Below are 20,600 nucleotides of genomic sequence, written 5' to 3'. Positions count from 1 at the left end.
CGACGGCGAAAGTGGTTTGGGCCCGTCGCCGGACGTTCCCCTATGGACCCGCGTATCCGCGAACACGCAGAAGTCATCGTCGACCACTCCGTCGATCTAAGCGAGGGCGACGATATCGTCATCGACGCCCATCCCGTCGCCGAGGACCTCGTCGTCGCGCTTCACGAACTTGCTGCTGACCGCGGCGCGAACCCCCTCGTTGTGCAGGACCGACTCGGCGAGCGATACCAACGTGCCTTCCTCCGCAACCGCGAGGAGTTCGAGACGCCCGGCCACGTTGAGGCGCTCTACGACGCGATGGACGCCTACATCGCCATCCGCGGGAACGCCAACGTTACCGAGACCAGTGACGTCGACCCTGAGACAAACGCAGCTTACCAGCAGGCTCAGCAGCCCTTACTGGCCGAACGCCTCTCGAAGACGTGGAACCTCACGCAGTACCCGGCGGCCGCGAACGCCCAGCTCGCGCAGATGTCCACTGAGGGCTACGAGAACTTCGTCTGGGACGCCGTCAACAAGGACTGGGACGAGGTCCGAGAGCATCAATCGCAGATGGTCGATATCCTCGACCCCGCCGAGGAGGTCCGCATCGTCTCGGGTGACACGACCGACGTGACCATGTCCGTCGCCGGTAACCTGACGCTCAACGACTACGGCGAGAAGAACCTCCCCGGCGGCGAGGTGTTCACCGCTCCCGTCCCCGACAGCGTCGAGGGCGAGGTGCTGTTCGACAAGCCGCTCTACCACCAGGGTCGAGAGGTCACAGACGTCTACCTCGACTTCGAGGACGGTCGGGTCGTCGAACACAGCGCCGCGAAGAACGAGGCGGTGCTGACCGAAGTTCTCGAAACCGACGACGGTGCGAACCGACTGGGCGAACTCGGTATCGGCATGAACCGCGACATCGACCAGTTCACCTACAACATGCTGTTCGACGAGAAGATGGGCGACACCGTCCACATGGCCGTCGGCCGCGCCTACGAGGAGACGGTCGGCGAGGACAACGAACAGAACGACTCGGCTGTTCACGTCGACATGATCGTGGATATGAGCGAGGACTCGTACATCGAGGTAGACGGTGACGTGGTCCAGCGCGACGGGACGTTCCAGTTCGAAGCGGGATTCTAGTACCCCATCAGACGCGTATTTTTACGTCGACTTCTCCAGCCTGGCCACGTATTTCGCTCCATCTTGTTCGATGCGCTCGACGGTCCAGACAGTGTCGGCGACGAGGTCGCGCATCGTCTCCGGAGCGACGTGGAGGTAGTCGTGCCACTCGCCGACGTACTGCCGGTAGCGGGTGCGGATACGGACGCGGCCCGGGAGACGGCCCCGCTCGCGATTCAACTCGTGGTAGTCCAGATGGACCTGACGGTCGGTCATCGTCGGGTCCATGCTGGAAGCGATAAGCGCGGCGTCGTCAGTGGTCACGGCGGCGAGCGCACCGAGGACGTCGGGCGCTCGGTCGGCGCTCCCGACCAGTCCGAAGTTCTGACCGAGCATGACGACGGCGTCGAAGCGCTCGTCTATCTCCCCGACGTCGGCTACGTCACAGCGTCGTGCGTCCTCGACGCCCCGGTCGCTGGCGACCCGGAGCGCGCCCGGCGAGAGATCGATACCCGTCACGTCGTAGCCGCGTTCCTGTAACGCCAACGCGTGGCGGCCGGGGCCACAGCCGACGTCGAGGACGTGTCCGTCGGCCCACTCGACGGCGGTGCAGTCGAGTGGTTCCCACTCCTCGGGTCGTTCGAAGTACAGTTCGGGGCCGCCGGGCAGTTCCAACAGGCCGTCGTCTCGCTCGACGGCCTCGAAGGAGTGGCCGTGTTCGTGGTAATCGAGACACATCGCGCCGAACGCGTCGGTCTCGGGGAGGTCAGGCATGGCGTAGCCGTCGGCAGGTCGGTAGAAAAGTGTTGCTCAGGTATGTAATAGAATGGCAACGTATACCTCACTCAGGAGGCCCTCGATAGGACGCGCGTTCGTCCGCACTGATGGCCGACAGCAGGCTTATCTCTGCCGCTGAGCTACCTTCATTATGAGTGACCAACCCTCTCTCTTCGTTCGCGCTCTCTGGTTCCTGTTGGTGGGGTGGTGGGCGACCGGTATCTGGCTCTCCGTCGCGTGGCTGTTGAACGTCACCATCATCGGCATTCCGCTGGGCATCTGGCTGATAAACCAGGTGCCGATGATACTGTCGCTGAAACGCCGGGATCCCCTCGTCGAGGAGCGAGGCGGCGGCGGTCAGTATCCGCTCGTCGTCCGCGCGGTGTGGTTCCTGCTAGTGGGCTGGTGGGCCAGCGGTATCTGGACCGGCGTCGCCTACACGTTGACGCTGACTGTCGTCGGTATCCCGCTGGCCATCTGGATGTACAACCAACTGCCCTACGTCGTCTCGCTGTATCGCTACTGAGTTCGGCGAAGCGTTCTCGGTGTTCCAGAACTATGTGAACGCATGGCAATCAGCCAGCTGGAGCTGGCCTTTCGTGTCGGCGCGGGGCTGTTCGTCATCGTCGCGCCGACGCTGCTGTTCCTCGCGCTGTGGCGCGGGCTGGAGTCGATGCGCGACGACGAACTCATCGAACGAGCGAGACAGCGAGCGGACGGCGTCGAACAATCGAACGGGGAGTGGACCGTCGACAGGTCGGCCGTGTCGCTCGTTCCGAATAGCGGCTCGAACCACGCTGAGACCGTCGCCTGTCCGAATTGCGGGACGGAGAATCGAACCGGCGTCACCTACTGTCAGGACTGTCTCGACAAAATTGTCGACCCCTAATCACGGCGGAGGTCTTCTTCGCCCACCGAGACGATCAGCGTCGGTGAGGACCGGTCGACGGTACAGTCGGTCCCGCGTTCGATTACGACTGTCGCGGGTTCGGTCTGGTTGACGCTGACGGGGATACTCGCCCGGACACTGAACTCACGGGTCGTTCCGCCACCGATGGTATCTGGGCGAGTGTAGTCGGGAAACTCGTAGGAGAGCCACACGTCGTCTCGCGGCACTGTGTCGGTGCCGACCAGACAGCCATCGAGCGTCGGCAGCGAAAGCGCTCGGGTGAAGACGAACGAATTGGTCGCGGTCATCGTCCCGATGGATCGGTCGACGTTGACGTATCCGCTATCGGGAGCTCTGGTCGGCGGAGAGACGGTGGCCGACTCCTCGGTCTGGAGGTCATAGGTCACGTCGCCGCCCAGCGCGTCGACGCCGACCAGCACCGTGCTCACGAGGAGGAGGGCGACGACGACGCCGGTGGCCGTCCGCCGCGGCACGTCGATGGTCTGCTGGCGAAGGAGGTATCCGAGCGCGACGAACAGCGCCGCCGAGATGGCGAGCAAGAGGAACGTTCCCGTTTCACTCGGCCCGTATCTGATAACGACGTAGCCGACGAAGACGACGTAGGCCACCCCAGAGAGCGCGAAGGCGACGACGTCTAAAACGTCTCGTTCGACCGTGACACCGGCGACGAAGAAGGCGACGAACGCGAGGAACAGGAGGACGGCCTTGACGGTTATCGAGAGGCCGAAGACCACGTCGCGGACGAAGTAGAGGAACGCTGCCGCGGCGAAGAGCACTCCGAGGGCGTACAGCAATTTCCCGCTGTCGATCTGGAGTTTCATGGAGGGCTCGCGTGGCTAGACACGAGTGATTCATATCAAGCTTGGTACAGTCACGACCCCATCGACGGCGGCGACTCGAAACGGTTCGTCTCCGCTGCCCGCCACGACTAAACCGTGCTCGCTTCATGTCGGGGTCATGAGCGAGACGGGACTGACCGAGACGGCCGACCCCGACGAGGCGTTCGGTGCGCTCGCGAACGCCGCGCGGGTCGACATTCTTCGGGCGCTGTGGTACGCCGACGACCAGACGGCGACGTTCTCGGAGCTGCGCGACGCCGTCGAGATGGACGATTCGGGCCAGTTCAACTACCACCTCGACAAACTCACCGACCGCTTCGTCACGAAGGGCGAGGACGGCTACGAACTCACGCTGGCCGGCCGCGCGGTCAACGGGGCCATCCACGCCGGCGCGTACACGATGGACGGTTCTATCGACCCGATGGCGCTTTCGGACCCCTGTCCAGCCTGCGGCGGCGAGCGGACCTTCCACTACGAGGACGAGCGAGTCCGCGTGGAGTGTGACTCCTGCGATATGACCGCCACGGCGCTGGTGCCGCCGGGCGTCTTCGCCGACTACGACCGCGAGCAGTTCCCGGCGGTCACCAGCCGGTACTTCCGCACGATCTACCAGCAGCTCGCCAACGGCTTTTGCTGGCACTGCGAGGGGAAAATCCACCCCACCGTCGTTCCGCTACCCGAGACGACGCTACACATGGAGACCATTCCGGACGACGCAGAGGACTTACCGCTGGTACAGTACGACTGCCAGCGCTGCGGGGCCGAACTCATCGGCGACCTCGGGGCCGCCCTGCTCTCACATCCCGCCGTCGTTTCCTTCTACCACGACTGCGGCATCGACGTCAACGAGCGGCCGTTCTGGGAGTTCAGCGCGTGGAACACCGACCACGCTCTCATCCGCCAACGTGACCCGTTCCGCGCGAGCGTGACTTATCGAAGTGGCGACGCCACGCTGACCCTCGTCGTCGACGAGTCTCTCAATGTAGTCGACCACGACAGACGCGACTCTGGGTGAAGGAAATTTCAGTAATTAGCGAGACAGAAGCATATTTCAGATTACACTTATCGGGGACGGCCACCTCTCTATAGATACGATGGTATCCCCTCGCTACGCCCCACGTAGAGACGCACAGTACGCCAGATTCGGCACGAACGACGCTCTAACGCCCACCGGCCTCCTCGGCTACCTCGCCGTATTGGCGGGCGTCCTCGGTTTCCTGACCGCCCCGGTCCTCGTCGGCGTGACGCTCGCTGCGTTCATCTTCGTCGTGGCGGCCGTCCACCTCACCCGTCGGTTGGACTCGCCCGTCAGCGAACAGTCTGCCGACCGAGAATCGCGGCCCGACAGTCGAGAGCGACTCGCCGATTGAAACCACCGCTTTCCGCCTTCAGTCACCGTCTACGACTCAGTCCCCGGCGGCCGCCTGTCCGCCACCAGCTAAGGGCGTCCGCTCGACGACCGTCCCGTCGTAGGTCGGGTACTGCTCGACGATTTCTCCCTCCTCGACGTCGCCGTCTTCGACCATCTCCTCTAAGAGCCACCACGCCACCTCGACGTGGTCCGACTTGACCGTGTAGAACTCCTCGGGGACGCCGAGCGCGTCGAGTTGCGCCTCGGTGGTCCACGTCTTCCCGTAGACGAGCGTGCCGTCCTCGGTCACGTCGTCGAACGGCCGGCGGATGTTGCGCGCCATCCGCTTGAGCCGGGAGCGGTGCTGGGCGGCGTCCTTGAAGACGCTCGTACAGAAGTAGACTTTCTCGTGGTCGCCCATCTGCTCTAAGATGTCGTGGCTCCCCTCGACAGCGCTCATGTGGTCGTCTTTGAGTTCGAAGCCCTCCTCTTGCATCCGGCGGTAGTTGCCGTCTGACATCTCGAACTCGTTGATGTTACAGAAGTCCGCGGCTCCCTCGTCTAAGAATTCGAGGAACTCCTCCTCGGCGCGGATGCCAGGGATTTCGAAGGCCGGGGTGAGTCCCTCCTCGCGGGCGATGTAGAGGATGTCCTCCCACTCCGTGCCGTGCAGATCGCCCCACTGCTCTAGCGGTGGGTGGAAGCGAATCTCGTCGAGTCCTGCCTCTGAGAGGCGGCGCATGTTCTCGCGGCCGCCGGGGATGCCGGTGTAGAGGTGCGTGTGGTGGTCCTCGCCGAATTCGTCTTTCAACAGTTCGAGGTAGTGACAGGTCCGATCGAGCACCTCCTGTGGTTCGCCACCCGTGATGGACGTGCCCAGTGCGCTCATGCGCTTGGCCTCCTCGATGACGTCCTCGTCCGATTCGATGGGACGCTCGTTCGCGTACATCTGGGTGACGTTCTTGCGGTTCTCTCCGAGGGGACAGTAAAAGCAGTCCCGCTGGTCGCAGTAGCCGTAAACGAACAGCACCATCTTGCCGCCCTTGGCACACTGTTCGCAGCCCTCGGAAATCATCGTGTATCGCTAGGACCACGTCCAGCGGGAAAAAGCGTGCGCATCCCGTTCGCCGTGGTGTGCGTCGCCATGGCCCGCTGGTTTATCGGCGTGGCAGTCCACCGGGAGGTATGGCCGACTCCCGCCGTCGTGGTCTCGCTATCGTCTTCGCCGTCGTCTTTTTGGACCTGCTGGGGTTCGGTATCATCATCCCGATTCTCCCTTTTTATACCCGGTCGTTTCCTGGCGGAACGGAGTTCGTCATCGGGCTACTGGCGGCCTCCTATTCGGCGATGCAGTTCGCGTTCGCGCCGCTGCTGGGGTCGCTCTCGGACCGCGTCGGCCGTCGGCCCGTACTAATTCTCTCGCTCTGTGGATCGGTGCTGGCGTGGACAGTGTTCGGTCTCGCCACAGCGCTGTGGTTGCTGTTCGCCTCGCGGATGCTCGCCGGGGCGATGGGTGGGAACATCTCGACGGCACAGGCCTACGTCGCCGACGTGACGCCGCCGGAGCGCCGGGCCGCCGCGCTGGGCTTCATCGGGGCCGCGTTCGGCCTCGGGTTCATCTTCGGGCCGGGCATCGGCGCGGTGCTGAGTTTCGACGGCACCGTCGCCGCCGTCGATTCGGTCGTCCCCGCTGCGGTCCCCATCACTCGCTTCTCGCTGCCGAGTTTCGCCGCGGCCTTTGCCAGCCTCTGTGGCGTCGTCGTCGCCTCGCTCTTTCTCCCCGAGTCACGCACGCCGAGCGCGGACGCCGACGCAGCAGCTACAGAGCGTCCCTCCGCGCTCGCCCAGTTGCGCGCGGCCATCGCCGCACCGGGACTACGAGAACTGCTCTCGGCGTTCTTCCTGGTCTCCTTTGCCTTCTCGGGGGTGCAGATAATGTTCGTCCCGTACGTCGCGGACATCTACGGCTACACGGCCGCCCAGAGCGCGCTCTTGTTGACCTATATCGGCGTCCTCGCCGTCATCACGCAAGGAGTCCTCGTCGGCCGGCTGACCGCCCGCTATCGCCCGGTAACGCTCTCGCTGGCCGGGACTGCACTCCTCGTTGGCAGTATCGGGGCGCTCCCCTTCTCACGGACGCTGGGTCTCGCCTTTCCGGATCTCACCGCACTGGCACCGTTCCTGACGCCGGAACTGCTGGGACTGCTCGCTATCCTGACGGTCCTCCCCGTTGGAAATGGGATTCTCTCGGTGACGCTGACCGCGCTCGTCTCACAGCAAGCCAGCGCGGAGGTACAGGGCAGCGCGTTCGGCATCACGCAGGGGGCGGGCAGTCTCGCCCGAACCGTCGGGCCGCCGGTGATGGGCGGTCTCTACGCCGCAGTCGGCTACTGGTCCCCGTTCGTCGTCGGGAGCCTTCTCTTGCTCCCCGTCGCGGTGCTCGTCGCTCGGCTCGGGGCCGTCGAGGATCCGCCCTCGCCTCGACCGGCGGACCCGGGACACGTTCGATAGCTGTTCGAGAGACGCTCGCCCTCTCCTCATCGCAGCGAACCGCCGAGGAAACGCCGGCCGAGAGACACGTCGACCGAAATAGCTATGCTCTGGACACTGGCACTGCAAAAAGAAACTGTCAGCCTGTCAATCGAGTCGGTATTCGTTTCGAAACGCCACTCGCTTCGACAGCACAGTAACAGTATCCTCCCGATGACACGACGAAATGTGACCCGTGATATCTCGTGGTCCCGGTGTATCAGTACCGACGATTTCGATCCACAATTTGGCTATACTATCAGATTGTGTAACAAATAGTCTCAACTTGATGCGAAAAGCATTATGTCTCCATGGCTTCGACAAAGTACAGGCGACAATATGACACGCCCAAGTCTCTCTCTGCTTGGGAATGCACTTCTCGTGGTGGTCTTACTCGTCTCCACGGCCAGTATCCCAATCGCTGCGCAGACTGCGAGCGCGAACGACGTCCAGATTCGCGGCATCGAACACGCCGGGCCGGGGGTCGTCGCCACCGAGAGCGACAGGACCTACATTACCGCGTGGCAACCCTCGAACGTCACCGTAACGATCGGGGGCGAGAGCGGGACCTATAGCGTCTGCACGCGGGTCCAGAGTGGCCCGAACTCGGCCACTCAGCTCGGCTGTCGACAGATAAACAGCAACGGTGGGCAATCGAGTGTAACGTTCAACGTTGAACAGTGGCCGACCAACGAGACGGGAAGCCAACAGCTCGTCGTCGAGGTGTTCGGGGCCAACGGAACCAACTCGCTCGCACAGACGAGTCGCTCGCTCACCGTGTTCCCGCCGGAAGGCGACGCCGATGACGACGGCCTCGCGAATCAGCGCGAACTCGAGTACGGCACGGATATTCGAGAGAGCGACACCGACGGTGATGGGCTGAGCGACGGTGCCGAAGTGAACAACTACGAGACGAATCCGACGGACCCCGACAGCGACGGGGACGGGCTGAGCGACGGTGTCGAGGTAAACGAGTTCGAGACCAATCCGAATGAGACTGACACCGACGGCGACGGACTCACCGACGGCAAGGAGGTGACGACGTACAACACCGACCCGACGAAAGCCGACAGCGACGGGGACGGCCTCAGCGATGGTGAAGAAGTAAACGAGTACGAGACCGACCCCAACGTGGCCGACAGCGACGAGGACGGCCTCAGCGACGGCGAAGAAGTGAACCAGTACGAGACGAACCCGACGAAAGCCGACACCGACGAGGACGGCCTCAGCGACGGCGAAGAAGTGAACCAGTACGAGACGAACCCGACGAAAGCCGACACCGACGAGGACGGCCTCGGCGACGGCAAAGAGGTGAACGAGTACGACACGGACCCGAACGACCCGGACACCGACGGTGACGGCGTCGGCGACGGAACCGAGGTCGAACGCGGAACCAACCCGAACACGCGAGGCGGACGCTCCATCGGGTTGCCCGGTGCCGACGTTCGCATCTCGACGCTGGTGATGCTCGGGGCCATTCTCCTCGTCGGCCTCGTCGCCGGTGCCGTCCTGGCGAGGCGACACAGCAGCCTCTCAGGACTCGTTCCGGGCGTCTCGAAACGTGACCGCGACGACGGCCCCGCCGAGTTCCCTACCCCCAGAAACGATGGCGGCGACGAGACGGCGGACGAAACAGCGGACGAGGACGCAGACGGTGCCACAGCGGACGACACCCAAGAGCAAGAGCAAGCGGAAGAGGAGGAATCCCCGCTCAGCGACGAAGAGCGCGTGCTCTACTTGCTGGACCAGCACAACGGCCAACTCCGCCAGTCGGCGGTCGTCGACGGCACCGGCTGGTCGAAGTCGAAGGTGAGTCGCGTCCTCTCGCGGATGGCCGACGAAGGCACCATCGAGAAAATAAACATCGGGCGCGAAAACATCATCGCTCGACCCGAGAGCGTCCCCGACCACGCGCGGTCGCAGTCCGACGACCTCTAAACGACCTGCCAGCGACACCAATTTTCCCGACACCGTCTCCCGAAGACAGTTAAACGCCGCTCGTCTACCCAGAGACGATGCTGCTGGTGCTGTGTGTGGACTTAGACGACGACCTCGGCCGCAAGACCGACGTGGAGACGCCGGTCGTCGGCCGGGACGCCGTCCTCGACGCGGCCGTCGCGTTAGCCCAGGCCGACCCCGAAGACTCGGACGTGAACGTCCTCTTCGAGGGCGTCCACATCACCGACGAGATCACCGACGAACCCGTCGAAGTCGCCGCCGTCACCGGCGTCGACGGCAGCGACGTGGCCGCCAACCGCGCCGTCGGCGAGGAGGTCGACACCGTCCTCGCGTCGCTCTCGACAAGCGAGGACGTTCGCGCACTCGTCGTCACCGACGGCGCACAGGACGAATCCGTCATCCCCGTCATTCGCTCGCGAGTCCGCATCGACGGGGTGCGACGCGTCGTCGTCCGGCAGGCACAGGACCTCGAATCGATGTACTACACCATCAAACAGGTGTTAGACGACCCGGAGACCCGCGGCACCATCCTCGTCCCCCTCGGTATCCTCTTGCTTATCTACCCTTTGACGATTGCCGTCGAGTCGCTCGGCCTGCCGGTCTCCTCGCTCGGCATCATCTCCGGACTGCTCGGCCTCTACGTCCTCGCCCGCGGACTGGGTGCCGAGCGGTTGCTCGACGAAGCCGCCGACCGCGCCACCTCCGGGCTGTACGCTGGTCGCGTCACCATCATCACCTACGTCGTCGCCGCAGCCTTGCTCGCTATCGGCGGCGTCAGCGGCGTCACTATGCTCGACGCCCAGCCGACGCCGCTCTCGCCTGTCGAAGTCGTCGCCGCGCTGGTCTACGGCGCGATCCAGTGGTTCACCGTCGCCGGCATCACCTCCAGCCTCGGCCGCGTCACCGACGAGTACCTCCACGACGAGTTCGAGTGGCGCTACCTCAATGCCCCCTTCTACGTGCTCGCCATCGGCGGCGTCCTCCACGGCCTGAGCGCCTTCTTCCTCGGCATCCGGAGCCTCGAATACCTCGCCGTCGTCCTCACCGGCGGCACCCTGCTCGGTCTGGCGAGTACCCTCGCCTTCGCCGTCGCCGAGGCCCGACTCGACCCGCCCGAACGCCACAACCAAGGCCCCGGCGGCCCCTCCTCGGAGTGATGTACGTCTCCCGCGCCGTCCGGAGCATCCGCGAGGACCCCATCGAGGGCGAACCCGTCGCGCTCTCGCTGGTGACTGACGACAGCGCCGACGTCGACGCCGTCGCCGCCGCCGCTGAGGACGCCGGTGCCACGGTCGAACGCCGCCTCCAGTTCGACGACCTCGCCGTCTCCGTCCCGCAGGACCGCGTCGCCGATATCTGCCAGCTAGACGGCCTCACGATGGTCGAGACGACCGACGTCATCACCATCGCGACCGGCGAAGCCACCGACGAGGACGTGGAGTTCGACGACTAATCGCACGGCTTTTGAGACTCCTCTACAACTACTGGGTGAGGGCACGTAGCTCAGCCCGGATAGAGCGTCGGACTTCTAATCCGACGGTCGTGGGTTCGAATCCCACCGTGCCCGTCCACTTTTTACGTCGTCGGGTTTCCTCGCTCCCGTTGGTCGCTGCGGGAACCACTCCTCGTAAAAACATGGGGAAAAACTACCGGACGCTCCCGCTGGTCGCGTCCGGTGAACCGCGCTCGCTTCGCTCGCGCGGATGCTTTACAGCGGGAGACCGCCGGGTGCTCTAATATTCGGTCGTCGATACACTGTTGTCAACGAGCCGTCTTCCGTATCGTCATGGTGGAGGGCTGTTACACGTCGTTCGTTCCTGCGTCAGTCTCTACGGATTCTGAGGGACCGTTTTCGTTGATATAGACTCCTTCTTCTGTGCCGTCCTCTTCGTCGAGATACTTTTGCCAGTACGCTTGCTACCACATTTCGTGATAGACCTTCGCAGCGACACCGTCACGCAGCCGAGCGACGCGATGCGGGAGACGGCCCGCGACGCGAATGTCGGTGACGATGTCTACGGCGAGGACCCGACTGTGAACGAACTGGAAGCGCGAGTCGCCGACGTGTTGGGGACCGAGGCGGCGCTGTTCGTACCATCGGGGACGATGGGCAATCAGGTGGCCGCACGGACTCACACCGAGCGGGGACAGGAAGTGCTCTGCGAGCGTGAGAGCCACATCTACAAGTGGGAACTCGCGGGACTCGCACAGCATGCACAGGTCCAGCCACGAACCATCGAGGGTGACGAGCGGGGCGTCGTCGCGCCCGAACAGGTCCGCGAGGGATACGTCGAGGCCGACGGCCACCGGGCGGGCACGGGCTTGCTGACGCTCGAAAACACACACAACAGCAAGGGCGGGACGGCCATCGCGCCCGAGCGCATCGCCGAGACGGCCGCCGCGGCCCGCGAACGTGACGTTCCGGTCCATCTCGACGGAGCGAGGCTGTTCAACGCCGCGGCGGCCCACGACGTGTCCGCTGCCGAGTTCGTCGTGCCCGTGGACTCGGTGATGTGCTGTCTCTCGAAGGGATTGGGTGCGCCGGTCGGGTCCGTCCTCGCCGGGTCCGAGTCGTTCGTGGAGGCCGCCCGCCGTAATCGGAAACTGCTGGGCGGCGGGATGCGACAGGCGGGTATTCTCGCCGGGCCGGGGCTCGAAGCGCTCGCAAACCGTGAGCGACTGGCCGAGGACCACCGCCGGGCCGAGCGACTGGCGGCGGGACTCGCCCGCATCGACGGCCTCTCGGTCGAGCCGCCGGAGACGAACATCGTCCTCGTGGAGACCGACCGGTCGGCCGAGGCGTTCCTCGACGACTGCGAGCGAGAGGGTGTCGGCGGCGTCCCCTTCGACGACCGCGTGGTCCGATTCTGTACGCACTGGGACGTGGACGACGACGCGATCGACGCGGCTATCGACGCCGTCCGTCGGGCGGCATAACGCCGTTCTCTCGGTTCAGGCTCTGTGTCGCCACAGCGCCGCGGTGAGCAGACCGACCGCCACCGCGAGGGCGCTCGCAAAGAGCGCGAGCGGTGGCGCGTCCGTTTGTGCAGTGCCGCCTCGGTCGCTGTCGTCGACACCGGAATCCCCGACCTGCTCCGGTACGGCCGCCACCCCGGCGCTTTCTACGTCGCCAGCGCCGCTTCGAAGCCGTTCGCTCCCCGACTGGAGTTGCGCGTCCTCGTCCGGGTGCCGATAGGGGTTCGTCTCTTGCTGGCGCTCTTCTTTCGTCGAGACGCCGTCGCCGTCAGGGTCTGCGGGGACCGGCGGCGCGGGACCGGTAACGGCGTCGCGGACGAACGCTTCGAGGTCTTCGCCCGCTACTGCCGACACCGTCTCGGTGAACGACGCGAGCGTCACCTGGTCGGACGAGCGAGCGAGTCGGTCGAGGACGTCGGCAAACGTGCGCTCACCGCCGGTCGCCAGACGGATCTGCACGTCGAGCGCGGCGACGACGCGACCCCCTTTGTCGTAGGGGGTGTCGGGGTTCGACCACGTCTTGGGTTCGGTGAGGTCGGCGTCCGCGAAGCGGTCGGTCGTCACTCGCTTTCGGTAGCGCTCGTAGCTAATGCGGCCCTGGTCGAGCGTCGAGCGGGCAGCGTAGTAGTCGGCAGACCCCTCTTCGAGCCACCGCATTTCGCGGCTCGTCCGGAAGTACTGGCGCGTGTGTCGGTACTCGTGGACCCAGACGTTCCTCGGCGTGGCGACGGGTTCGTCGGCACTGACGAGCATCACCGGGGCACCGTTGGCCGGGACGTAGCCGCCCGGTGCGAGCCAGTTGGGAACGGCGATAACGAGAAGGTGCTCGTGTGCCGGGCCGATCGTCGTCGAACGCTGCGCGGCCGCGATGGTGTCGAGGACCGCCGCTCTGTCCGGTCGGAGCGTCGCTGCTTCGGGAATCACCAGTTGAATCGTCCCCGCGTTGGTCGCCCGGACGCTCGTCTCGTGGGGTCCGAGATAGACGGCCGACGGCCCGGCGACCCCCTCGTGGCCCTTCGGGACGACCATCGTCTCGTTCCATCCCGGGCTCGGGCCCTTCTGCCAGCGCCAGCGGGCCCGGAGCGAGACCTCCCGACGGACGACCAGCGACCACTCCTCGCTGGCCGCGGTCCGCTGGCCGTAGGCCGTTTCCATCCCGACCGGCAGTAGGTAGGTCAGCGAGGCCGTCTCGCTTTGCCCGTCCCACTCCCAGCGACTCCCCGTCGACTGGAGTTCGTCTGCGTCCAGCACCGTCGCGTCCGAGGGCGCACGAACCGAGAGGCCGGTCACTCGCTCGGGGATTTCGAGGACGGCAGTGACCTGGATGCGCCCGGTCTGTTCGGGGAGGCTGTAGACGACGTAGCGGACGTTTATCGCGCCGCCGTCGCCGTCAGTTTGTCCCGACGACGCCGCCATATTTGGGGCGCCGTCGGCGGGTGCTGCGGCCAGCGCGGGCGACGCATTCGCCGCTAACGCCAGACACAGCAGGACGACCGGGATCGCAACTCGAATACGGGACACGCTCTCGTTGTACCATAACTACCTCTCGCTACAGATTAAAAAGGGTTCCCCGGAATCGATAGTCGGCGGCCGGTAGCGGTGCCGTACCCGCTGATAGGTCGCAAGCGTTTTGCCAGCGGCAATGCTACCCGATTCTATGGCCGACTGTCCGCTCGCAGACGAGTGCCCCAGCTTTACCGAACGAATCGAGGGGATGGGGTGTGCCCATTACGGCGACAGAGGCGGTGCCGAGTGGTGCAACCACTACAACCAGCCAATCTCGGACCTGAAGAGCCAACCCGTCAAGCCAGGCGAAGAAGTCATCGTCACCGTCGACGACATCCACGAGAGCGGTGCCGGCGTCGGACGGACCGACGACGGCTTCATCGTCATGGTCGACGGCGTCCTGCCGCCGGCCAAATCGAAGGTCGAGATCACGAAGGTCCGCTCGAACCACGCGCGAGCGGACGAACTCGAACGGCTCGAACTCGACGAGGAAGAGAGCGACGAGGCGGACAGCGACGACACTGACGCCGATGTCGACGCCGAAGACGACGGGGAAGACGACGGGCGTCGCCTCGGTAGCCGCGACAACTTCTGGGGCAGCTAGCGGACGACGACGGGATTTTTGGCTCACTCGGCCGTCGGGTCGACTATGGACTTCGAACTCGATGGCAACGCCGCACTCTGTACCGCAGCGACCAGTGGACTGGGTCTCGCGAGCGCCGAGCGACTGGCGAGCGAGGGGGCCGACGTCGCCGTCTGCGGGACGACACGAGCCCACGTCGAACAGGCACGAGAACGACTCGACGCCGCCGGTGACGGCGACGTTCTCGCCGTACAGGCTGACATCACCGACCCCGACGAGGTCGAAGCGTTCGTCGACGAGACCGTCGAGACGTTCGGCAGCCTCGACCACGTCGTCACGAGCGCGGGCGGTCCCGCGCCCGGCCCGTTTCTCGACACGACCGAACGCGAGTGGTACACCGCCTACGACGTGCTCGTGATGGGCGTCGTCTGGACCACTCGCTTCGCCTATCCGTATCTACGCGAGTCGGATGCAGGGACCATCGTCAACATCACGTCGCGGTCGGTCCGGGAGGTCATCGACGACCTCGTCCTCTCGAATGCGGTCCGTCGGGCGGTCATCGGCCTGATGAAGACCCAGTCCCGCGAGTTCGCCCCGGCGGTGCGCGTCAACGCCGTCCTGCCCGGTGCACACGAGACGCCGCGTATCGAGGAACTCGTCGAGGCCGCCGTCGAACGCGGCGAGTACAGTAGTTATGAAGAGGGCATCGAGTCGTGGTCCGACGCCCCGCTGGGACGGGTCGGTCAGCCCGAAGAACTCGGTGACGTCGTCGCTTTCCTCTCGTCAGCCCGGTCGTCGTACGTCACCGGAGCGGCGCTCCCGGTCGACGGTGGGTCGATGCGGAGCTAGGGTCAGAGCCGGTTGTACTGGTCGGTGTTCGACCGTCCGCCAGCGGCGAGTTGCCAGACGAGTAGTCCCAGTGAGACGAGGGCGACGGCGGCCGTTGCGATGTACGTCGTACTCCCGACTTCGTACAACTGGTCGGGGAACAGCGCAGCCAGGACTAGCAACCCCACCGCCGAGAAACCGACTAGCAGTGGAGCGACGGTGAGCCAGAACTGGCGCGCCATCCCATCCATGCCCCCTCCCTCGACAGCAACGGTAATGACCCTTTCCCCGGACCGGTCACGGCTTCTCGAACCAAGCGTCGCCGTTCGTCACCATCTCTCATAACCCCCCTATTTCCACTGGAAAACCGGCTGACTGCGATAGGATGACGTTGCCTACCACGTCTCGATACTTCCGTCGCGGATGTCTTCGACACAGCCCTGACAGTCCGGATGGTCGGCATCGAAGCAGTTGGGTCGGGAGGCGGGGTCGAGCGAGACCGCGCGGTACTCGGCGTGGCGGCGACAGACGATGCGAGCGCGGCCGTCTTCGTCCGTCGGCAGGCCGGCCAGCGCGGCCCGTTTTCCGTCACTGTAGGCGCGCTTGGCGTCAGAGAGTTGGTTTTCCACCGACCGGACCGTCTGCTGGATGAACCGTCCCAGTCGCTCGCTGTCGCCCTGCTCGTCGTCGGTCACACCCGGTCGTTACGACTGCTCCCCAATCAATCTTCTCGCGTGTGCGGCGACAACGACGACACATCGCAGGGCCCCCGCTCCCTAGGGAAGCCGACGCGGTCAGGTCGCCACTTGGCGGTTTTCACTTTCACCCCGCCGAGCGAGAGTTTATACGTGAGGCCGACCAACCGTCGAATGTCTCCCATCGAAAACAAGGCGGAGACAGTGACAGCACATGAGTGATTCAGATTTGCGTACCCACGCAGAAGAGATACACGAGCAGTTCAGCGACCAGCTAGACCTCGACGTCGAAGATGTCCAAGAGCGACTCGATACGCTGGTCAACGAGTACAAAGTCCCGATGAGCGAAGCCCGTCGGAGCGTCGTCAATACGTACTTAGACGAGGCCGGGATGGACCGCGACCAGTTAGGTGGCGGGTCCGGCGGTAACGAACAGGTGCAGGTGTCGGATGTCGACTCGCCAGAAGAGTGGGTCGATATGCGCGTCACCGTCGTGGACCTATGGGACCCGCGAGCCGACGCCGTCGCGCAGGTCGGCTTACTTGGCGACGAGACGGGCACCATCAAGTTCACCAAGTGGTCGAAATCCGACTTACAGGACCTCGAAGAGGGGAAATCCTACTCCCTTCGTAACGTCGTCACCGACGAGTATCAGGGCCGCTTCTCCGTGAAGCTCAACCGGACGACGACCATCGAGGAACTCGACGAGGAGATCGAAGTCGGCGACGACAGCGTCGAAGTCGAGGGCGCACTCGTCGACATCCAGTCGGGGTCGGGGCTCATCAAGCGCTGCCCCGAGGAGGACTGCACCCGCGTCCTCCAGAACGGCCGCTGTAGCGAACACGGCGAGGTCGAAGGCGAGTTCGACCTCCGCATCAAGGGTGTTCTAGACGACGGCGAGGAGGTCACCGAGGTCATCTTCGACGAGGAGGCCACGGAGGAACTCACCGGCATCACCTTAGCGGAAGCCAAGGAAATGGCGATGGACGCACTCGACACCACCGTCGTCGCCGACGAGATGCGCGAAGACATCCTCGGCCGGTACTACCGTGTCACCGGGCCGACGTTTGGCCGGTACGTCCTCGCGGACGACCAGGAGCGACTGACCGGGCCAGTGGATGCTGACGAAGTGCTGATCAAAGCGAGGTCGATCTAGATGGCGAGTACACCCACCCGCGAAGTCGCCCGCCGCGTCTTCGCCCGCGAGTTCAACGACGCGAGTTACACGTTCAAGGAATCCGACGACGACCGAGCGCCGGTGTACGTCCTCCTCCCGACGGGCGAGCGCGCGAACCGCGTGTTCCTCGTCGGCACGCTGACCGAGACCGAGGACGTCGGCGAGGACAGCGAGTACTGGCAGGGGCGGGTCGTCGACCCCAACGGCGACACGTTCTTCATGTACGCCGGGCAGTACCAGCCGGACGCCGCCTCGATGCTCCGGGAACTGGAACCGCCGGCGTACGTCGCCGTGGTCGGCAAGCCCCGGACCTACGAGACCGACGAGGGCGACGTGAACGTCTCGGTACGCCCCGAGTCCATCTCGCAGGTCGACGAGGCGACGCGTGACCGCTGGGTCGTCGAGACGGCCGAGCGGACGCTCGACCGGATTCGCCGGTTCACCGAGGCCGACCCCGAGGACGCCGCGACCGACGAGTACGTCTCGATGGCCTACGAGGAGTACGGCGAGGACATCTCGGCGTACCGCCAGTCCGTCGTCGGAGCCCTAGAGAGCATGCAGGACGAACAGGCCGAAGCGAGCGCGGACTGAGCGGCGTCTCGGCTCTCTTCCGTCTGGTTTTATTCGCGAATCTACGTCTCCAGCAGTTCGACCAGCGTGCCCTCGGGGTCACGCAGAAAGCAGATACGAGTCCCGCTCTCGGTGGTCTGGGGCTCCGAAAGCGTCTCGATGTCGTCGGGCAGTTCCTCGTAGACGGCATCCAGGTCCTCGACTTCGAGACCGAGATGGGTCGCGCCAGATTGGTTGAGGGCTCCCTCGGGACGGGCCTCGCCTTCAGGCGCGTACTCGACGAGTTCGAGTCGGACTCCGCCAGCGTCCAGGTGGGCGAAGTCGGCGCTGGCTCCCTCGATACCGACGCCGGCGGCGAAGGCGTCACCACCGACCGAAAAGCGAGAGCGGACCTCTAAGTCGAGAACGCCGTGGTAGAACTCGACGGCGCGCTCTAAGTCGCTGACGGTGACGGCGTAGTGGTGTGCGGTCGCATCCATATCGACGACCGGGACGGCGCGGAGTAAACGCCTACGGTTGCCCGGTCGTTTTCTTTCGGCGGCGGGCATTCCGTGTGAGCGTCTGACAAATTCTTAAATAGGATGGGTGTCGAATAACACACATCTATGGGGAACAAGAACAAGACCATCTCCTTTCGCGTGAGCGAGGACAAGTTCGAGACGCTCCGCGAAATCGCAGAAGAGCGGGATATCTCTCTCTCTGCGGTGTTTCGAGATTACGTCGATACGCTGGTCGCCCACGACGGCCAGGTGAAGGTCGCGCCGGAACACGAACTCGAAGCCGCAGCAGAGAGCAACACCGAGAGCTTCCCACCGAAGGTCGAGGTGCCAAAGAGCTTCGTCCGCGAGCACGAACGCCTCGAACTGGAAGCCGAACATCTCCGCGAACAGCTCGAAGAGCACAAGCGCTACGTCACGAAACTCCGACAGCAACTCGACGAGATGGATCAGGACGAGGTCATCCACCTCGAAGACTTAGACGAGGGCGAAGAGGAAGACGCCTCCTACCGTATCGGTAGTTTCGACGATCTCTGATCGACCGTCGACGCCAACGGTGACCTCCGACCTCGGACGACAGCACCGTCCCGACAATATTCATATGATCGGCTCGCCAAGACCAAGCTGAGTGATACTGAATAACATGGGTGCGTCTGGCCGAGGGGAACGATGACGAAGGAACAACTGGGCCTGGTCCGCGAACCCGAGGCCGGCGACCGCCGGCAGGAGTGGGGGGCCCTCGACGGGAACGAACTCCGAATCGACCGCGACGACGCGGAGGCAATCGTGGACGCGCTTAGCGTCGATTTCGCCGGATCGTTCAATCTCTTCTATCTCCTGAGAAAGCACTTCTGGACGGCTGAAGGAGCCGAGTTCCACGAGGTCGCAGAATTCCTCGAAGATGCCTACAAGCGCACTCGCGCCATCAACGACGACCTCGCGGTTCGTATCGTCGAACTCGGTGGCATCCCGCCGAATACGCCCCCGACGATTCAGGAGCGCGCCGAGGTCCACTTAGAGGCGGAGGGCCTCTACGACCTGCGCGCCTCGCTTGCGGGGGACCTCGACGGGTACGCGACGCTGGTCGCGAGCATTCGCGAACACGTCAACCTCGCCGAGGAGGTGGGTGATTCGGGCACGGCAGAGCGGCTGCGCGACCACCTGACGACACTCGAAGACGACGCTCACGAAATCGAACAGTTCCTCGAAGACGACACGCTCGTTCGGGAGGAGAGTATCAACTGACCATGACGAGTACGCCACATCTCCGAGACCCCGGTGCAGACCACCGCCGTCAGGAGTGGGACACCGTCCGCGCGAACGAACTCCGGCTGAACCAGGCCGCAGCGGAACAGTTGGTGACCGCGCTGAACGCCGAACTCTCCGGGTTCTACCTGCTGTTCAACCAGGTCAGAAAACACTACTGGACCGTCGAAGGAGCGGAGTTCCACGACGTCGCCGAGTTCCTTCGGTCGGCCGCCGACAGGCTCGCGGAGATGACCGACGACATCGCGCTTCGCGTTCACGCGCTCGGCGGCGTGCCGGTCTGTGGGCCGATGGGTATCCGACAACACGCCCCGATCTACATCGAGACGCCTCACCGCTACGACGTGCGCTCGTCGCTCTCACGTGACCTCGACGGGTACGCGACGCTCGCGGTGCAGCTACGAGACCATGTCGAACTGGCGGATCGGTTCGGCGATCAGGCGACGAACGAACTGTTGAACGTCCATCTCAAGACGCTGGAGGAAGACGCCCACACGCTCACCCGATACCTCGCCGACGATACGCTGGTCCGAAGCGAGGCCGTCGGTTCCGAGAGCTAGCTCCGACTGAGCTACATCAATCGGTTGCGCCGTCGCTGCACTTCTTCGGCTACGTCGTCTCGGCCGTCGACCTCTGCCAGCGTCTCGACGGCTTCCAGCGTCCGGACGGAGTTGTCCAAGAAGGAGAGCATGTCGCCGGGATAGGCGTACAGCAGGTAGTCGTCGCTCATCACGTCCACGATCGCGTCGGGGCCGAGGCCTTGCTCGCGCAGTTCCAGCAGGTAGGCGACGAACTTCCGCTCGGGACAGCCACAGTGGGGGTTGGCCTGACAGTCACAGTCTAAGAAGTCCTCTGCGAAGTCCAACACGCGGTCCTGTGAGGCGTCGTCGAGTTTCGCCAGCCCCTCGCCCTGAAAGAGGATGTCCAGCGTCGCTCCCTTGAAGGCTCCCTTCGGGAAACTCGTCTCTATCTGGGAGACGAGCTGCTGGTGGTTCTTGACGTATATCTTGTCCGTGATGGCCACGCTTGG

At 64.4% G+C, this 20,600-nt stretch carries 25 protein-coding genes and 1 tRNA gene; 18 read left to right on the top strand and 8 right to left on the bottom strand.

The window, feature by feature from the left end; all coding sequences use genetic code 11:
* Positions 1–42: 42 nt before the first annotated feature.
* Positions 43–1,128, top strand: coding sequence for an aminopeptidase (locus E4S61_RS08325; RefSeq protein ID WP_135303475.1), 1,086 nt, complete (start codon positions 43–45; stop codon positions 1,126–1,128).
* Between the two features lie 21 nt (positions 1,129–1,149).
* Here E4S61_RS08325 and E4S61_RS08320 read toward each other — a convergent pair whose 3' ends face one another.
* Entirely contained in the window at positions 1,150–1,881 is a 732-nt protein-coding gene (locus E4S61_RS08320; RefSeq protein WP_135303474.1) for a class I SAM-dependent methyltransferase, read from the bottom strand.
* A gap of 154 nt (positions 1,882–2,035) precedes the next feature.
* Here E4S61_RS08320 and E4S61_RS08315 point away from each other — a divergent pair, with 154 nt between their 5' ends.
* Together E4S61_RS08315 and E4S61_RS26135 are read left to right on the top strand one after the other, a co-directional pair.
* Positions 2,036–2,410, top strand: a complete 375-nt coding sequence (locus E4S61_RS08315) for a YccF domain-containing protein (protein ID WP_135303473.1) — start codon at positions 2,036–2,038, stop codon at positions 2,408–2,410.
* A gap of 42 nt (positions 2,411–2,452) precedes the next feature.
* Positions 2,453–2,773 (top strand): zinc ribbon domain-containing protein, encoded by a 321-nt coding sequence (locus E4S61_RS26135; RefSeq protein ID WP_245180651.1) that lies wholly within the window; start codon positions 2,453–2,455, stop codon positions 2,771–2,773.
* On the opposite strand, the gene E4S61_RS08305 is transcribed toward E4S61_RS26135, so the two are convergent.
* On the bottom strand, positions 2,770–3,615 hold the full coding sequence (locus E4S61_RS08305) for a DUF4267 domain-containing protein (protein ID WP_135303472.1): 846 nt from the start codon (positions 3,613–3,615) through the stop codon (positions 2,770–2,772). The genes E4S61_RS26135 and E4S61_RS08305 overlap by 4 nt on opposite strands.
* Positions 3,616–3,751: 136 nt before the next feature.
* Here E4S61_RS08305 and E4S61_RS08300 point away from each other — a divergent pair, with 136 nt between their 5' ends.
* On the top strand, positions 3,752–4,648 hold the full coding sequence (locus tag E4S61_RS08300; protein ID WP_135303471.1) for a winged helix-turn-helix domain-containing protein: 897 nt from the start codon (positions 3,752–3,754) through the stop codon (positions 4,646–4,648).
* Positions 4,649–4,727: 79 nt separating this feature from the next.
* The gene (locus tag E4S61_RS08295) at positions 4,728–5,003 is read left to right on the top strand and encodes a hypothetical protein (RefSeq protein ID WP_135303470.1); all 276 of its coding nucleotides are present in this window, start codon (positions 4,728–4,730) and stop codon (positions 5,001–5,003) included.
* Between the two features lie 36 nt (positions 5,004–5,039).
* Here the strand turns inward: E4S61_RS08295 and E4S61_RS08290 are convergent, their stop codons facing one another.
* The gene (locus tag E4S61_RS08290; protein ID WP_135303469.1) at positions 5,040–6,059 is read right to left on the bottom strand and encodes a radical SAM protein; all 1,020 of its coding nucleotides are present in this window, start codon (positions 6,057–6,059) and stop codon (positions 5,040–5,042) included.
* Between the two features lie 110 nt (positions 6,060–6,169).
* On the opposite strand from E4S61_RS08290, the gene E4S61_RS08285 reads away from it, so the two are divergent.
* From E4S61_RS08285 to E4S61_RS08260, 6 genes are all read left to right on the top strand, one after another.
* On the top strand, positions 6,170–7,495 hold the full coding sequence (locus E4S61_RS08285; protein ID WP_135303468.1) for an MFS transporter: 1,326 nt from the start codon (positions 6,170–6,172) through the stop codon (positions 7,493–7,495).
* A 357-nt stretch (positions 7,496–7,852) separates the two neighbouring features.
* Positions 7,853–9,451 (top strand): helix-turn-helix transcriptional regulator, encoded by a 1,599-nt coding sequence (locus E4S61_RS08280; RefSeq protein WP_135303467.1) that lies wholly within the window; start codon positions 7,853–7,855, stop codon positions 9,449–9,451.
* A 77-nt stretch (positions 9,452–9,528) separates the two neighbouring features.
* Positions 9,529–10,629, top strand: a complete 1,101-nt coding sequence (locus E4S61_RS08275) for a DUF373 family protein (RefSeq protein ID WP_135303466.1) — start codon at positions 9,529–9,531, stop codon at positions 10,627–10,629.
* Entirely contained in the window at positions 10,629–10,925 is a 297-nt protein-coding gene (locus tag E4S61_RS08270; RefSeq protein ID WP_135303465.1) for a hypothetical protein, read from the top strand. The genes E4S61_RS08275 and E4S61_RS08270 overlap by 1 nt, the downstream gene beginning before the upstream one ends.
* A gap of 39 nt (positions 10,926–10,964) precedes the next feature.
* Positions 10,965–11,039: transfer RNA gene (locus E4S61_RS08265), tRNA-Arg, on the top strand.
* A 362-nt stretch (positions 11,040–11,401) separates the two neighbouring features.
* Entirely contained in the window at positions 11,402–12,409 is a 1,008-nt protein-coding gene (locus tag E4S61_RS08260) for a threonine aldolase family protein (protein WP_135303464.1), read from the top strand.
* A gap of 15 nt (positions 12,410–12,424) precedes the next feature.
* Here the strand turns inward: E4S61_RS08260 and E4S61_RS08255 are convergent, their stop codons facing one another.
* A complete protein-coding gene (locus E4S61_RS08255) occupies positions 12,425–13,969 on the bottom strand; it encodes a M61 metallopeptidase family protein (protein ID WP_135303463.1) in 1,545 nt (514 codons plus the stop codon).
* Between the two features lie 136 nt (positions 13,970–14,105).
* Between E4S61_RS08255 and E4S61_RS08250 the strand changes: the two genes are divergently transcribed.
* Together E4S61_RS08250 and E4S61_RS08245 are read left to right on the top strand one after the other, a co-directional pair.
* Entirely contained in the window at positions 14,106–14,558 is a 453-nt protein-coding gene (locus tag E4S61_RS08250; protein ID WP_135303462.1) for a TRAM domain-containing protein, read from the top strand.
* Positions 14,559–14,603: 45 nt separating this feature from the next.
* Positions 14,604–15,386: an SDR family oxidoreductase gene (locus E4S61_RS08245; RefSeq protein ID WP_135303461.1), complete on the top strand. Its 783-nt coding sequence runs from the start codon at positions 14,604–14,606 to the stop codon at positions 15,384–15,386.
* A gap of 2 nt (positions 15,387–15,388) precedes the next feature.
* On the opposite strand, the gene E4S61_RS08240 is transcribed toward E4S61_RS08245, so the two are convergent.
* Both E4S61_RS08240 and E4S61_RS08235 read right to left on the bottom strand, forming a co-directional pair.
* The gene (locus E4S61_RS08240; protein WP_135303460.1) at positions 15,389–15,616 is read right to left on the bottom strand and encodes a hypothetical protein; all 228 of its coding nucleotides are present in this window, start codon (positions 15,614–15,616) and stop codon (positions 15,389–15,391) included.
* A gap of 144 nt (positions 15,617–15,760) precedes the next feature.
* Positions 15,761–16,060 carry a DUF7091 family protein gene (locus E4S61_RS08235; RefSeq protein ID WP_135303459.1) on the bottom strand — a complete coding sequence of 100 codons (300 nt, stop codon included), beginning with the start codon at positions 16,058–16,060 and terminating at the stop codon, positions 15,761–15,763.
* A 214-nt stretch (positions 16,061–16,274) separates the two neighbouring features.
* Here E4S61_RS08235 and E4S61_RS08230 point away from each other — a divergent pair, with 214 nt between their 5' ends.
* Positions 16,275–17,216 carry a replication factor A gene (locus tag E4S61_RS08230; protein ID WP_135303458.1) on the top strand — a complete coding sequence of 314 codons (942 nt, stop codon included), beginning with the start codon at positions 16,275–16,277 and terminating at the stop codon, positions 17,214–17,216.
* Positions 17,217–17,828 (top strand): RPA family protein, encoded by a 612-nt coding sequence (locus E4S61_RS08225; protein WP_135303457.1) that lies wholly within the window; start codon positions 17,217–17,219, stop codon positions 17,826–17,828.
* 41 nt (positions 17,829–17,869) lie between these two features.
* Here E4S61_RS08225 and E4S61_RS08220 read toward each other — a convergent pair whose 3' ends face one another.
* Entirely contained in the window at positions 17,870–18,286 is a 417-nt protein-coding gene (locus E4S61_RS08220; protein ID WP_135303456.1) for a VOC family protein, read from the bottom strand.
* A gap of 126 nt (positions 18,287–18,412) precedes the next feature.
* Between E4S61_RS08220 and E4S61_RS08215 the strand changes: the two genes are divergently transcribed.
* From E4S61_RS08215 to dpsA (E4S61_RS08205), 3 genes are all read left to right on the top strand, one after another.
* Positions 18,413–18,841, top strand: a complete 429-nt coding sequence (locus E4S61_RS08215; RefSeq protein WP_135303455.1) for a CopG family transcriptional regulator — start codon at positions 18,413–18,415, stop codon at positions 18,839–18,841.
* Positions 18,842–18,973: 132 nt separating this feature from the next.
* Positions 18,974–19,549 (top strand): DNA starvation/stationary phase protection protein DpsA, encoded by a 576-nt coding sequence (dpsA, locus tag E4S61_RS08210; RefSeq protein ID WP_135303454.1) that lies wholly within the window; start codon positions 18,974–18,976, stop codon positions 19,547–19,549.
* 2 nt (positions 19,550–19,551) lie between these two features.
* Positions 19,552–20,130 (top strand): DNA starvation/stationary phase protection protein DpsA, encoded by a 579-nt coding sequence (gene dpsA, locus E4S61_RS08205; RefSeq protein WP_135303453.1) that lies wholly within the window; start codon positions 19,552–19,554, stop codon positions 20,128–20,130.
* A gap of 11 nt (positions 20,131–20,141) precedes the next feature.
* Here dpsA (E4S61_RS08205) and E4S61_RS08200 read toward each other — a convergent pair whose 3' ends face one another.
* Complete coding sequence (locus tag E4S61_RS08200) at positions 20,142–20,594, bottom strand: DUF5814 domain-containing protein (RefSeq protein WP_135304674.1); 453 nt, start codon at positions 20,592–20,594, stop codon at positions 20,142–20,144.
* Positions 20,595–20,600: the final 6 nt, after the last annotated feature.

Origin of the sequence: Haloarcula amylovorans (assembly GCF_004681185.1) — an archaeon.
Taxonomy (GTDB): domain Archaea; phylum Halobacteriota; class Halobacteria; order Halobacteriales; family Haloarculaceae; genus Haloarcula; species Haloarcula amylovorans.
Note: the sequence above shows the minus strand (reverse complement) of the source record. Positions and strands in the feature narration are given on the sequence as shown.

Coding starts and splice junctions, on each gene's coding strand:
- E4S61_RS08325 (WP_135303475.1), top strand. CDS start 43: ATGGACCCGCGTATCCGCGAACACGCAGAAGTCATCGTCGACCACTCC.
- E4S61_RS08320 (WP_135303474.1), bottom strand. CDS start 1,881: ATGCCTGACCTCCCCGAGACCGACGCGTTCGGCGCGATGTGTCTCGAT.
- E4S61_RS08315 (WP_135303473.1), top strand. CDS start 2,036: ATGAGTGACCAACCCTCTCTCTTCGTTCGCGCTCTCTGGTTCCTGTTG.
- E4S61_RS26135 (WP_245180651.1), top strand. CDS start 2,453: ATGGCAATCAGCCAGCTGGAGCTGGCCTTTCGTGTCGGCGCGGGGCTG.
- E4S61_RS08305 (WP_135303472.1), bottom strand. CDS start 3,615: ATGAAACTCCAGATCGACAGCGGGAAATTGCTGTACGCCCTCGGAGTG.
- E4S61_RS08300 (WP_135303471.1), top strand. CDS start 3,752: ATGAGCGAGACGGGACTGACCGAGACGGCCGACCCCGACGAGGCGTTC.
- E4S61_RS08295 (WP_135303470.1), top strand. CDS start 4,728: ATGGTATCCCCTCGCTACGCCCCACGTAGAGACGCACAGTACGCCAGA.
- E4S61_RS08290 (WP_135303469.1), bottom strand. CDS start 6,059: ATGATTTCCGAGGGCTGCGAACAGTGTGCCAAGGGCGGCAAGATGGTG.
- E4S61_RS08285 (WP_135303468.1), top strand. CDS start 6,170: ATGGCCGACTCCCGCCGTCGTGGTCTCGCTATCGTCTTCGCCGTCGTC.
- E4S61_RS08280 (WP_135303467.1), top strand. CDS start 7,853: ATGACACGCCCAAGTCTCTCTCTGCTTGGGAATGCACTTCTCGTGGTG.
- E4S61_RS08275 (WP_135303466.1), top strand. CDS start 9,529: ATGCTGCTGGTGCTGTGTGTGGACTTAGACGACGACCTCGGCCGCAAG.
- E4S61_RS08270 (WP_135303465.1), top strand. CDS start 10,629: ATGTACGTCTCCCGCGCCGTCCGGAGCATCCGCGAGGACCCCATCGAG.
- E4S61_RS08250 (WP_135303462.1), top strand. CDS start 14,106: ATGGCCGACTGTCCGCTCGCAGACGAGTGCCCCAGCTTTACCGAACGA.
- E4S61_RS08245 (WP_135303461.1), top strand. CDS start 14,604: ATGGACTTCGAACTCGATGGCAACGCCGCACTCTGTACCGCAGCGACC.
- E4S61_RS08240 (WP_135303460.1), bottom strand. CDS start 15,616: ATGGATGGGATGGCGCGCCAGTTCTGGCTCACCGTCGCTCCACTGCTA.
- E4S61_RS08230 (WP_135303458.1), top strand. CDS start 16,275: ATGAGTGATTCAGATTTGCGTACCCACGCAGAAGAGATACACGAGCAG.
- E4S61_RS08225 (WP_135303457.1), top strand. CDS start 17,217: ATGGCGAGTACACCCACCCGCGAAGTCGCCCGCCGCGTCTTCGCCCGC.
- E4S61_RS08220 (WP_135303456.1), bottom strand. CDS start 18,286: ATGGATGCGACCGCACACCACTACGCCGTCACCGTCAGCGACTTAGAG.
- E4S61_RS08215 (WP_135303455.1), top strand. CDS start 18,413: ATGGGGAACAAGAACAAGACCATCTCCTTTCGCGTGAGCGAGGACAAG.
- dpsA (WP_135303454.1), top strand. CDS start 18,974: ATGACGAAGGAACAACTGGGCCTGGTCCGCGAACCCGAGGCCGGCGAC.
- dpsA (WP_135303453.1), top strand. CDS start 19,552: ATGACGAGTACGCCACATCTCCGAGACCCCGGTGCAGACCACCGCCGT.